Raw genomic sequence first — 12,635 nt, forward strand, 5'->3', positions numbered from 1 at the left:
CTTGCTAGAAGCCCGACTTTTGCAGTTGATTGATGACCCTAGCCTCGATCCCCTGGAAATGAGTCAATTGTCTTCACAAGACTTAATTACCCTGACTGACGCCAACGAAGACGCCGCCGCCCGTCAAAGTTTGGATGCAACTCTGAGACATTGGCAAGACGGCAGACCGATTCTGGCGCGAGATTGGATTGAAGAAATAACCGGCGAAGTTTGGGATCTGTCTAAACAGATGGGCTTTCGCTGTTTCTTGTCACCCCTGAAAAAGATTCTCCGGGAAGGAAATTCGGCTCAGCGATGGTTAAATCTCCAAAACCAAGGTTTTGACACTTCCAGCGTGATGATTGACGCCATTCAAGCGGTGGCAGACCAAGAGCGCGAACTGGAAGACAAATTGTGCGAGAGCCTAGTTGCCTGAAGCACTTGAAGGATCGAGAATAAAGCTTGAAGGCAGAGAATTATCCTAAAGCCTTCATTCTTTATCTTCGATCCTTCCTAGCCCCTGATTTCTTTTTTTGCCTTTTTATGGCTTAATTTATTGGCTAAAAAGAATCATTCGGGAATTAGAATATTTAATCAATTTGATCTGGGTGAGTCATATAACAAATATGTATAGGTTCATGTCTCTTTGGGTATAATTTGAGTTTCCAGCGTGGATTTTAGTGTTAGAGCCAGAGTAATTAGTAAGTCTCATGCCGTTTGTTGTTCTCTACAAGCCGCAAATTCCGCCCAACACCGGCAATATTGCCCGTACCTGTGCTGCCACTGGGACGGAATTGCATTTAGTCGGGCCGTTGGGTTTTGACATTAGCGATCGCTATCTGAAACGTGCCGGTCTGGATTACTGGCCCTACGTCAATCTGCACTACCACATTGGTTTAGAGGATTTTCAGGCATTCCATCAGCAGCGAGGGGGACGATGGATCGGCTTCAGCGTTTCGGGAAGCGATAACTACCTGAAGTTCGAGTTTCGGGCAGATGACTGGCTATTATTTGGTAGCGAAACAACTGGATTACCTCCAGAAGTTCTCGCCCTTTGTGCCAATACTGTCTATATTCCAATGTCACAGCCGCACGTTCGGAGCCTGAACCTTTCTGTTAGTGCCGCAGTCGGTTTGTTTGAAGCGCGTCGCCAACTGGGGATTTTGTCCTCCTGAAGGAGGCAAACAAGTCCTTTGCTCTTTGCGTGTTATCAATCTTTAGTCAGGTGTTCGCAGATTGAGTTAAAGGTTAGAAATTTGGTTTGACCTTTTCTCTAGGAATCTCAAACGTGTTAACCGGCAACTGTTTGTGACCATTTCTGGCTGAGCTTTCCCTATGACTTCTTGCTCAACACTTGGTGACGAATGACTCTTTTCCCTTTCTTGAGAGAGTTTCTTTTGCGTCCTTCAGCTATCTAGAATACCGAATGAGCGCGGCTTAGATAAGAAATTTCTATGAACAACAGAGTAACAACGGGAAATTGATTGATAGATTTTTTTATCCAAAATCTTTCAGTGCTGAGCCTCTAAAACAACCTCGAATCAATCTTTAGGAAGATTTTTAGTAAATATGCGTCGGTATGCTCTATGCCATTTGTCAGAGTTTTCTCCATGATTCTACGGTTGTTATTCAAGGCAAAATCAGCTTAAAGTCTCATGTTGTAATGGATCAACAGCAGGATGCCAACAACGAAAAAGTTGTTTTCTCAGTCTTCCGGAGTAAAGCAAGTCAAGCAAGTATGTTCCAATATGCACGCCTTAGAAAGGAATACACCATTGACTTGCCAGCTCTTGACAAAAGGCTCCTGATTAACGCAATGATGAAGTCTTCAGCAGGGTGGGTCAAATGTAGGTCGTGCATGATTAAATTTTCCCAGTCATGTAAACTTGTCTAAATCAAAAAAGCAGGGTAATCTTGCCTAGGTATGATTACCGGCAGTGATCCTAATCACTTTTTGATGTGATTTGTCCCATTGACTGGTAAAAAACAATCATTCAGGGACAGTTAAGCGCTCGTCATAAGTAGGAGGTCGTGTTTGAAACGCCCATTCACGCACAAGATTAAATCAGTTCCTTCCTGTGCAGCAGACAAAGATGCGAAAGCGAATCTGTCCGCAGGAAAGCTTTCCGGGGGAGAGTCAGGTTTATTGAAGCCAATTTCTCCAGAGGTTAACCGTCGGGCTCGCACCTCTGCCGCCATGATTGGATTGGCAATCTCAATGGGCACCTCCAGCCTATTGCTGCCGCAACAAGGCGATGAAGCAAAGGCAGCCGATCCGGTCGCCACAGAGCCGACTATTACCAAAGCTCCTGCTGCAACAGATATTGCTGTTGCCGCTCCTACCTCAAAAGTGGAGCCAGAAACAACTGCTTCAGTCGCAGCAATAAAGCCGGAATCCAAATCTGTCGCTGCTTCCCCAAAGGTAGTAGAGCCGGAATTCACATCTGAGGCCGTTTCCCCGAAGGTGGAGCTGGACGCTAAAGCAGAATCGAAACCAGCACCGCGCGTTATCGAACACAAGGTGCAGCAGGCACAGACAATTTGGCAATCGTCGAAGAACTATGGGGTAGAACCTGCCGCGATCGCCACTTCCAACAACATCAAGTCCAGCTCAGCTCTTCCATCTGGGCAAGTGGTGAAAATTCCTTCAGTGAACGGTATTGTTCACGAAGTTAAGCTGGGCGATACCGTCGAAAAGCTATCTGAGTCTTATGGTGTTCGCCCGATACAGGTGCAGCAATCATCTGGAGCGACAACATCGGATGGACTGCCGGTGGGTCAATCAGTCACGATTCCCGGCAACGTAAATGAGCTATTAAAAGCAAGACAAGACGCTGCCATGAGCCGCTTAAAGGAGCAGCGGAGCCGCTTGCAGAACAGTCTGGCGGAGTTGCGGTCTGAGGAGACGACAAAAGCATCTGCTGGTCAATTAGAAGTCACTGAACCAGCCCAAATTGATAGCTCTGAAGCTGCTGAGGTAGAAATAGCTGCTCCTAGAGTGCAAATTCCGGTCGCAGTGCAGATGCCAGGGGAAAACGCCCCCAATCAGGTAATCAACCAAGTACCGTCCGTGCCACGCAATATCGCGGTGCAGATGCCAGGAGAAAACGCCTCCAATCGGGTGATTAACCACCTCCCATCGGCACAGGCACGGGAATCGCTAGAAGCATCCCCGCAGGCGATAGGGGTGAATGAAAGCGTACCAATCCCAGTACCGACCGCGACTAACCAAGCGCTGCCAATCCAGACAGTGGCACCCGTACCGATTGCCGTCGTCGAACCTAATGGGGTAACGGCAGATGTTTACCAGGTCAAGGCGGGAGATACGGTGGATGCGATCGCTCGCATTCACGGCGTTTCCAGAGGAGAACTGCTGCGGATAAATCAGTTAGATAACCCGAACATGATTCGAGTGAATCAAGCACTGAAAATCCCGAAAAAACAGACTGTAACTGTAATTCCTGGTTTGAACGCTGCACTTAGACAATCCAAGTCTAATGTTGCTGTACCGAATCTCTCCGTTCCTACTTTGCCAACGACTGTTCCCTTACCCGTCGCAGCAACACAGGTACGGGTGCAAAGTAGTGGTAACGTACCTATCGTCAAACCAATGTTAGTAGCGGGTAATCCGTTACCCATTGCCACACCCGCTGCCACACCTATTGCCGAGAGGAACCAAACTCAGTCTGCTGGCTTGAAGCAAAACTCTGAGTACAGCACCCAGATTGAGAAACTACGGGAAGACATCATCAAACTAAGGCAGCAGTATCGTACCCAGCAAAACGGGGATACCGCTAACTCACAGAACGTTCCGGTTGCTAACATCTCGGTGCCAGTGACTCCCGCATTCGAGCCGGTTGCACCTGTCGTCAACAAACCGTTGCAACGTTCTGAATACTCGACTCCGATCAATCCAGAATTCAGCCCAAATCGTTATAACGAAGCCGTACAAGCAGAAATGCAAAAGCGGCAACGGCAACAACAGCGATCGCAGGCGGCAATCGAAATCAAAGTGCCCCCACCTGCTGCACCACGGGCTAGAACCCAGCAGTCACTGGTGGCGGCAGCGCCCTCCGGAGCGGACACTTATAACCCGACACTCCGGCCCCCCTTCGGGCAACAAGTTGCTCCAGATTTACCACCCCTCCCTGGTCCAAATCCATACCTGCCGGATAGCCCAGGTCAATTTAATGGCTACATCTGGCCCTCAAAGGGCGTTTTAACCTCAGGTTATGGTCGGCGCTGGGGACGGATGCACAAGGGGATTGATATCGCGGCTCCGGTCGGCACGCCTGTAGTGGCGGCAGCTCCTGGTGTCGTGGTGTATGCACGCTGGAATTCTGGTGGTTATGGAAATCTGGTGGACATTAAACACGCTGATGGCACCCTAACTCGCTATGCCCACAACAACCGGCTTCTGGTTCGAGAAGGGGAAGCAGTTGAGCAAGGTCAGCAGATTTCTGAGATGGGCAGCACCGGACGCAGCACGGGGCCTCACCTTCACTTTGAGTTGCATTCGGCTGGAAAAGGAGCTATCAACCCGATAGCTTTGCTACCCCGACGCTAAGAAAGAGGCAAAAGCAAAGGAAAAGGCAAAAGAAAATATATTTCTTTTGTCTTTTCTCTTTTTTTAAGCCAGGGTAGCAATAATCTTGCTGGTATGCTAGGATGATAAGGTTGTTTAAGAAAAGTTGGCTCTGTAGCTCAGTGGTTAGAGCAGGGGACTCATAAGCCCAAGGTCGCAGGTTCAAATCCCGCCAGAGCCATTTTAAAAGTTATAAAAAGCCAGGTCTGAAGAATGAGTAGTCTGGTGATTGTACTCATCCCTCGGTGGTCATTAGTCGGAATAGTGCCGGATGAGTTCGGCAATAGACCAAGCTTGAGCGATCGCTCCTTGAGCTGCATGAGGCGGATCGCCATCAAAAATTTCCGAAACCGAACCCAGGCAGGCTGAGGACTGCAAGTGTTCAATCATCGGCTGCCAATCAAAAGGGACGGGTTCTGAATCGTAGAGGCGCTTCCAGGCTCGGATAAAGGGGCCAATCAGCCAACTCCAAACCGTACCTTGGTGGTAGGCGCGATCGCGATATTGAGGATTCCCAGCATACGTCCCCACATAGCGGGGATCGGCGAGATCGAGACTGCGGAGACCGTAGGGTGTCAGTAAGCGCTCGCCTGCTACCTTGAGGACAGACCGCCCTTGCTCGGTAGGAAACCCGCAATGATAGAGCGAGAGCGCCAAAACTGCATTCGGACGAATTGTGGGGTCTCGCACATCATCCGGTGCGATCGTATCGTAGAAATATCCCAGCGTCGGATTCCAGAACTTTTGCAGCGATCTCTTCACCTGTTGCGCCTGCTGAATATAGCGTTCTCGCTGGTTAATCCGCCTCTGTGAATTCGCGCCTCCTTCCCTTAATAACAATTCTGCCCATCGGCTAGCCCAGCACAAAGCAGAGTACCAGAGAGCATTAATTTCTATAGGTTTACCCCGACGAGGCGTTACCGGCTGACCATCAACCACCGCATCCATCCAGGTAAGCGCCACTCCTGGCGCATCCCAGGTAACTAGCCCATCCGTGGCATCAATCCGGACATTGTACAGGGTGCCAGCCATAAAGCTTTTGTAAATCTGCCGCACCACAGGATATTGCTGAGCCAGAAAATCCCAATCCTGCGTTGCTTCTAGGTAAAGACCCAAAGTTTCAATCCACCACAGCGCAGCATCAATACTGTTGTAAAATGGCTCAGCTCCAGTATCTGGAAACGCATTCGGAATCAAACCATTCCGACAATAGCGCCCAAAAGTTTCCAGCAGTCCCTTGGCTAACTCATAGCGCCCAGTCGCTAAAGCTAGTCCTGGTAGAGCAATTAGCGTATCGCGTCCCCAGTCATTAAACCAGGGGTAGCCAGCAATCACAGTCGGGCCAGCAATGGAAGCGCGGTAGACAATAAATTGATCGCCTGCTCGCAACAGATGCTGCCAAATATCATTGACAATGTCATTGTCAATGTCATTGTCAATGGTTGAGGGTTCGTTGCCATGAACCCTCAACAAGGGACGGCGAAGCGCTTTCAGTCGTTGTTGCTCAACCTGCACTGCTTGCTCAAAGTCTAGGGAACTGAGCTGTGATTGTTTGGAGTTACATAATCCCACTTTCGCTTCTAGGGTGAGGGAGTCTCCCGGTTGTAGGGGTACTGTCAGGTATCCAGGGCTGTAGAGGTCTTCCTTGTCCCCCAATCCCCGCCGCTTCTCTTCTGGATAGTAATAATGCCAATACCAAACGGTGTCTGGTTGATAGCGACCCTTACTCCAGCGCAATTGCCAGGGAGTCCCAGTCCAGTCAGGACGCATCCCTTGCAAGCAAATTTGCTTTTGACCGACTAATTGCGAGAAGGACAATCCGGAAGCGCCGGATTGCTGGTGGTGAAAGTCGCGATCGCCAATTACCGGGCGTAACCTCAGCGTAGCCAACTCAGTGCCTTCATAGCGGTACTGAATCAAAATCCGGTGACAAAACTGGGGAGTACCTAATTGCTCAGTCTCCTTCCCGCTACTTACGCTCTGTGAGCTACTTTCTACTAAGCCATAGGGCATCACCAGCTGCCTGCTTAGCTGCCAGTTATCTTCACCCCAAACCCAACGGGGAAAGGGGTCAATGTCAAAAGAACGCAATAACTCGTAGCCCAAAGGGTCAATTTTTCCATCTATCCAGAAATTCGTCCCCAGTGCAAATACCCGTCTTCCTACATCCAGACTGGCATCCAGGTGAGACAGTAATAAAGTGCGCTGACTCGGCGGATCGAGGGCGGCAATTAACCAACCGTGATAAGTCCGAGTCCGAGCATCACAAACCGTTCCACTGGCAAAACTTCCTAACCCGTTGGTGAGCAGCCACTCGCGCGTATCCAAATTCTTCATTCCTACTCAAACTCGTTATGAGTATGATATAGTTGTTACAGTTCGTAAATGTGCCGTCGTTGCGTCTAGGGTAGACCTCAACTAGATTACCCTTGACTCAGCACGAGTCAATGCAAAATCTATTCCATTTAAGGAGAATCTATTCATGACCCACCACACAGAAGGCTGTCTTCGGGTTGGACAAACCGCCCCGGACTTTACCGCAACCGCTGTGGTCGATCAGGAATTCAAGACCATTAAACTGTCTGACTATCGTGGCAAATATGTAGTCTTGTTCTTCTATCCTCTTGACTTTACATTCGTTTGTCCTACAGAGATTACAGCTTTTAGTGACGCTTATCCAAAATTTCAGGATCTCAACACTGAAATCCTTGGCGTCTCTGTAGACAGTGAATTTTCCCACTTGGCATGGATTCAGACAGACCGCAAGTCCGGCGGCGTCGGCGACCTAAACTATCCCCTCGTTTCCGATATTAAGAAAGAGATTAGTGCTGCTTTCAACGTCCTCGATCCAGAGGCAGGCATTGCACTCCGGGGGCTGTTCATCATTGATAAAGAAGGTGTGATTCAGCACGCTACAATTAACAACCTGGCTTTTGGTCGCAACGTCGATGAGACTCTGCGGACGCTGCAAGCAATCCAGTACGTACAAACTAACCCCGACGAAGTTTGCCCCGCTGGTTGGCAACCCGGTGACAAGACGATGGTTCCCGACCCCGTCAAGTCGAAGGTCTTCTTTTCTGCCGTCTAAATTTCTGGTGTCGAGTTAGTTTCAGGACTGATTTAGTCTTGGATTACTCAAAAACCCCAATACAAGATGTATTGGGGTTTATTTCTTTATGCTTGCGATCGCGTTAACTCCTGTAACGCCGCTTGCACGATATCTAGATGCTGGTGATTGTACTCAAGTGCTTTTTCATACTCTCCCAATGCACAGTAAGCATTGCTTAAATTAACTAAATCCCGTTCTTCCCATCGGCGGTCTTGAACTATTCTTGCAATAACCAAACTGCGCTGATAATACTTGATTGCTTTGACAAAGCTTCCCTGTAAGTAAAAGGCTAATCCCAGAATCCCTAATGCTGTTCCTTCTCCCCTGCGATAGCCAATTTTTCTTGCCACGTTCAAACTCTGCTTACTGTATTTAATCGCTCTAGCATAGTTTCGTATAAAACAATAATTTAATCCCAAGTTTGCGAGAGCCACTGATTCACTTTGAGGATATTGAAGTTTTTGTGCAATTTTTAAATACTGTTTATGATACTTAATTGCTTCAGAATATTTATCTAGACAAGTATAAGCAATTCCTAAACTTCCTAAAGCTTGTGCCTCGCTCTGACGATCCCGAATCTTTATTGCAATGTCTAAATATTCATAAAGACAGTCTATACCTTTATTAGTATCTCCCAAAGCAAGATAAGCAATTCCTTGATTGCCTAAAGCTGTTCCTTTCCCTTGAATATTGTTAACTGCAACCGTAGTATCTAGATATTGTTGGTAATAACCAGTTGCTTTACCATATTCCCCCAAAATAGCATAAAGCTTTCCCAAATCTCCTAAAACTGTTCCCGCACTAATGGCATCTGAAGTTATATTTGCAATAATCAAACTTTAATGGTAATAATCAAAGGCTTTAGGGTAATTTCCTAAAGCCATATAAATTTCCCCTAAATCTCTTAGGTTTACTATCTCGCCTTGATAGTCTTTGATTTTCCGTGCAATGACCAAACTTGAATTATAAAAATTTATCGCCTTATGATAATCTCCCAAAACAGCATAGACCTTTCCTAAATTTCTTAGAGTAATACCTTCTCCTTGATAATCTGAAACTTCACGTACTATACTCAAGGTTTTCAAGAAATATTTAAGTGCTTCGGGATAGTCTCCTAGACTACGGTAAGTTGCTCCTATGCCTCCTAGTGCGTGTCCTTCACCTTTGCGATCTTTGATTTCTAGTGCAATCTTCAAACGATTCTGAAAACACTCAATCGCTTTATTATAATCTGCTCTTGATTGATAAGAGTTACCTAAGCCATTCCATAAAATAGCATCTAATTCTGGGGTTAACTTGCTTAAAAGCCTTTCGTATAGTTCAGCCTGTTCGTAAGAGTAGCCCCATAAGTTTAGTTGTTTGTGCAATTCATTTTTAGTAACAGTATTAATGTGTATAAAAATGATTTTGCTAGCTTTCTCCCATTCTTCTACTTCGCAGAGATGATGAAACGCTTCCAGATAGCCGCGCACTTTCTCTAGATTAGTGGCACCTACCTTCGGGTTGTACTTCGTTAGCCAGTTAACGACGGCTCTGTAATGGGTACGCTTCCAATGCGGCTGAATCAACTTAATAGCTTCTGAATTGATACCAAGCTCTGCCAAGACCGATTTGCCAGACGGTAAAATATCACTCATTTTCTTAATGGAGTTGTTTTAAGTGTTCAAGTGCCACACTGCGGATTAAATTGTGCTGTCTTAGCAGGAATTGATCGTCTTCAACAATTTCCTCAACCAGATGGCGATTTCTTAACACCTCCAGCGCCGCCTCTTGCTGATCTTCATTGCAGTCCCAATCTTCCAAATGACTCAGCCAAAACTCTTCCGTTACTGGACAGCGATAGACAGAAGCTTCGCAAAGCAATCGATAAGCATTAAGGACATCCTTTTTCAAGCGTCCAAAAGTTTTTTCCAACCGATGTCGCACATTTCTTCGCAGTTCACGAGTATATCGATCTAATCGCCACTGGTCATCGGCTGATGCTGTTATTCCTTTTGTTTTGACTTCCTCAATTGCCTTCTCGACTTCTTCAATTTCATGCCCATATTTATTCCAATAAGCCACTACATTGCCATAAAAAGGGTGACTGCAAATTTCTCCAGAAATCACCCGCAATGCCAAGGGATGCCCTTCATAAGCAGCGCCAATCCGTTCCAGATAAGGTGTGTTTGGTGAATCTGCGCCAACTTCTAGCCCAGTTTTATCGAACAGATGCAACCGCTCTAGTTTTGTAAGTCCACTTAAGACGCGGCAATCCCAAAAGTTTTTGTAACGTGCTGGGATTTGCTCTGGTAAGTCTTGTGAAGTTAGGATAATTCGACTTTGGCAAGATTCGGCTGCTAATAAACTTTCAAAGAACTTTGCCCACTCGTTATCCTTAAAATTATTCCAACCTTCTTCTTCATTCCCTTCCAAAATCGATTCTAGAGAATCTATCACCACCAAATACCGATTCTGGAGTAAGCGTTTAACTAGCAAATTCAGCAAGTAATTTGTATCTTTGCGGTTTTCTTGTGTAATGGCTTCTCCCCACTTTTCCAGCCATCGAGCTGCAACACTGGCAAAGTCTGAAGCTTGCTGCTCATTTTCAAAATTTTCTTGATGAAACTTAGTCCAGTCAGGCTGCAATTCCACTACTAATCGTTCAGCCAAAGCTGTTTTACCAATTCCAGCGATGCCAAGAAGGATTAATAAGCGGCACGAACCTTGAACTTTTTCTTTAAGTTCGCCCACTAGCTGCTCTCGACCTACCCAGGCATCATCATAGGCAAAAAACTCTGCTCTCGAATTTGTCTTGGTTAGTGGACTGTTATCAACAATCTCTTCCCAGTCCTCAATTCCTACGGCTTTACAAATTCCGGCAAAGGCATCTGTATCAATTGGTATAGAACGCCAAAACCGCTTTAAGTTATGCTTTTCACCCCAGATAGCAGCCTGTTTGTTCCATCCTTTTTCCCTTCTAGCTTGCTCAACAATTTCTAGCCCCTGTTTGGATGCTCTGATAGTAGCTGCCATGCTTATCCTTTAATACCCATCGATACATATTTAACTTTTATAACTTCTACCAACTTATGGCTTGGCTCAATTTTGGCTCAGTTTTGAAACTAGAGCCAAAATTGCTATCAATCCAGAGCCGTTAAACCTATGCACTTCCAGGACTATAGACGTATCGGCTCTGGGAAGCAGAGATAAGCAATACCCTCTTCCCACTTCCAACAATCGCTCTGAATTAGGACTAAGACAATGCAAGCTGAAAATTTCGTACAACTGGAACTGCCTGTAAATCTGGAGAAAATCGACCACCTCAAGCCAATGCAAGAAGCAATTCAGAATATGCTAGACCTAATCTGGAACGGTGTGATATTGCAGATTCCGCGACCCACTACGAAACATCTGATGAGTCAGCATGGGAAACTCATCGCTTTTAGTAATGGGGAAGCTTACATTAAAGTTTCATCACTGGCGATTTTCCGAATTGCAAGAGAAAAGTTACCTGATGTAGAAGCAGCTTTCAAGAAAGCTTTTGGTTACAACATCAAAGTCAGTTTAGTCATTGACTAAACTCTCAATTGATAACAAGAATACGCCAAGAACTTAAAGTTGCTCGCATCTCCAGCTTAAGGGGGATGCGATTTTTGTTGGGGATGAAGGATGCGATCGCTCTCGACGATTCGCCCCTGTTCGCAAAAAAGTAAAGAACTATTACAATTACAGCAATAAGACCAAAATGATATACCGATGCTGACATCTACTGACTTTAGCGGACTGTTAAATCAACGCTTCTTTGAGAATTTCTTGCCGATTCCAGCAACCAGCCGTTTGAACCTCGGAGAAACGACTCCAGCTTTTGAACTGCCGGACATTACTAACGGGAGGAGAGTTAAGTTATCAGATTACAGGGGAAAGCAACCTGTCATCCTTGCCTTCACCCGCATCTTCACCGAAAAGCAATATTGTCCTTTTTGCTTTCCTCACATCAAAGCGCTGAATGAAAACTACGAGCGCTTTACTAGTTTGGGCGTCGAGGTTTTGATGATTACCAGTACCGACGAACAGCAGAGCAAAACGGTTGTCAAAGACCTGGGTTTAAAGATGCCCTTGCTCAGCGACCCCAGTTGTCGGACTTTTCGAGCTTACTGTACGGGTCAAGCTTTGGGTGCGCCTCTGCCAGCCCAATTCGTACTGAATAAACAGGGAATTCTGCGCTATAAACATTTGTTCTCCTTCCTCGACCATAATGCTGAAGTGGAGAAGCTGCTAGAGACGCTCAGCGGATTGTAGATTACTGGAATTAATACTAATAAGTTGCGTTCAAGACCCTACTTTGTCTGAACGCAACTTGGGATGAGTATCAGGGAAGTGGACGAGAAAACCTGCGGAAAAGCGGCACATCGTTAGCCATTGAATTAGCCATCAAGAGAATATTTGACCGTTCTATGGTGGGAAAACTAACGCGATAAATAAAGTCATCCTGCTGCCACATTACGGAAGAAAATTCATAGGATGGCTTTTGCTTTTTTCCTTCTAACAAATATCCTCTAATATCTTTCCTTAAGGTGATGGGGTCGCCTGCTTTTTTATGTTTTTCTAATTCTCGTATCGCATTGAGAGAAGTCTTTTTCTCAACCGAAAAACTTCCGACTAAGCACGGTTGGGGATTACTGTAGCAGGTAAAAAGGCTAACAGTATAAGCTAACGGAGTTTCTGAGGGGAAGACGCGGACAATCAACTCAGAAGGCTCTACATCGGTGGGGCCACTGAGGAGAATTTGGGACGGCAAGCGCATAATCAACCCAGGCGGTACGCTGCTTTGAATTGTCTCTAAATGGCGTGTAAATACAGGAGCGGGACGAGCCTGTACGGGTACGTTCTCGGATGCCCTAATTACTACAGTCCCAGCCACCGCCAGGACGACTGACAGAAATAGATTTTTAACCCGCAAGAATTGGTAACGCAAGGATT

At 46.3% G+C, this 12,635-nt stretch carries 10 protein-coding genes, 1 tRNA gene and 1 pseudogene; 7 read left to right on the top strand and 5 right to left on the bottom strand.

All coding sequences use genetic code 11. From position 1 onward, the window contains the following. The 4 genes and pseudogenes from NDA06_RS17795 to NDA06_RS17810 form a co-directional block, all read left to right on the top strand. Positions 1-415, top strand: a pseudogene (locus tag NDA06_RS17795) (putative glutamate--cysteine ligase); the annotation flags it as partial. 274 nt (positions 416-689) lie between these two features. Beyond that, positions 690-1,154 (top strand): tRNA (cytidine(34)-2'-O)-methyltransferase, encoded by a 465-nt coding sequence (locus tag NDA06_RS17800; RefSeq protein WP_190676608.1) that lies wholly within the window; start codon positions 690-692, stop codon positions 1,152-1,154. A gap of 860 nt (positions 1,155-2,014) precedes the next feature. Next, complete coding sequence (locus NDA06_RS17805; protein WP_190986371.1) at positions 2,015-4,546, top strand: peptidoglycan DD-metalloendopeptidase family protein; 2,532 nt, start codon at positions 2,015-2,017, stop codon at positions 4,544-4,546. Between the two features lie 126 nt (positions 4,547-4,672). Next, positions 4,673-4,745: transfer RNA gene (locus tag NDA06_RS17810), tRNA-Met, on the top strand. A 71-nt stretch (positions 4,746-4,816) separates the two neighbouring features. Here NDA06_RS17810 and NDA06_RS17815 read toward each other — a convergent pair. Beyond that, the gene (locus NDA06_RS17815) at positions 4,817-6,901 is read right to left on the bottom strand and encodes an amylo-alpha-1,6-glucosidase (protein ID WP_190986372.1); all 2,085 of its coding nucleotides are present in this window, start codon (positions 6,899-6,901) and stop codon (positions 4,817-4,819) included. 145 nt (positions 6,902-7,046) lie between these two features. Between NDA06_RS17815 and NDA06_RS17820 the strand changes: the two genes are divergently transcribed. Continuing rightward, positions 7,047-7,652, top strand: a complete 606-nt coding sequence (locus NDA06_RS17820) for a peroxiredoxin (RefSeq protein WP_190533772.1) — start codon at positions 7,047-7,049, stop codon at positions 7,650-7,652. 86 nt (positions 7,653-7,738) lie between these two features. Here the strand turns inward: NDA06_RS17820 and NDA06_RS17825 are convergent, their stop codons facing one another. The 3 genes from NDA06_RS17825 to NDA06_RS17835 are packed head-to-tail and all read right to left on the bottom strand — an operon-like array spanning position 7,739 to position 10,688. Further along, a complete protein-coding gene (locus tag NDA06_RS17825; RefSeq protein WP_190986373.1) occupies positions 7,739-8,509 on the bottom strand; it encodes a tetratricopeptide repeat protein in 771 nt (256 codons plus the stop codon). Positions 8,510-8,512: 3 nt separating this feature from the next. After that, positions 8,513-9,310: a tetratricopeptide repeat protein gene (locus NDA06_RS17830; protein WP_190986374.1), complete on the bottom strand. Its 798-nt coding sequence runs from the start codon at positions 9,308-9,310 to the stop codon at positions 8,513-8,515. 4 nt (positions 9,311-9,314) lie between these two features. Continuing rightward, positions 9,315-10,688, bottom strand: a complete 1,374-nt coding sequence (locus NDA06_RS17835; protein WP_190986375.1) for an ATP-binding protein — start codon at positions 10,686-10,688, stop codon at positions 9,315-9,317. A gap of 228 nt (positions 10,689-10,916) precedes the next feature. On the opposite strand from NDA06_RS17835, the gene NDA06_RS17840 reads away from it, so the two are divergent. Continuing rightward, positions 10,917-11,234 carry a hypothetical protein gene (locus NDA06_RS17840; RefSeq protein ID WP_190986376.1) on the top strand — a complete coding sequence of 106 codons (318 nt, stop codon included), beginning with the start codon at positions 10,917-10,919 and terminating at the stop codon, positions 11,232-11,234. Between the two features lie 177 nt (positions 11,235-11,411). After that, positions 11,412-11,954: a peroxiredoxin gene (locus NDA06_RS17845; RefSeq protein WP_190986377.1), complete on the top strand. Its 543-nt coding sequence runs from the start codon at positions 11,412-11,414 to the stop codon at positions 11,952-11,954. 70 nt (positions 11,955-12,024) lie between these two features. Here the strand turns inward: NDA06_RS17845 and NDA06_RS17850 are convergent, their stop codons facing one another. Then, on the bottom strand, positions 12,025-12,630 hold the full coding sequence (locus NDA06_RS17850; protein WP_190986378.1) for a hypothetical protein: 606 nt from the start codon (positions 12,628-12,630) through the stop codon (positions 12,025-12,027). Between the last annotated feature and the right edge of the window lie 5 nt (positions 12,631-12,635).

Origin of the sequence: Trichocoleus sp. ST-U1, assembly GCF_039961835.1 — a bacterium.
GTDB lineage: Bacteria > Cyanobacteriota > Cyanobacteriia > Cyanobacteriales > FACHB-T130 > FACHB-T130.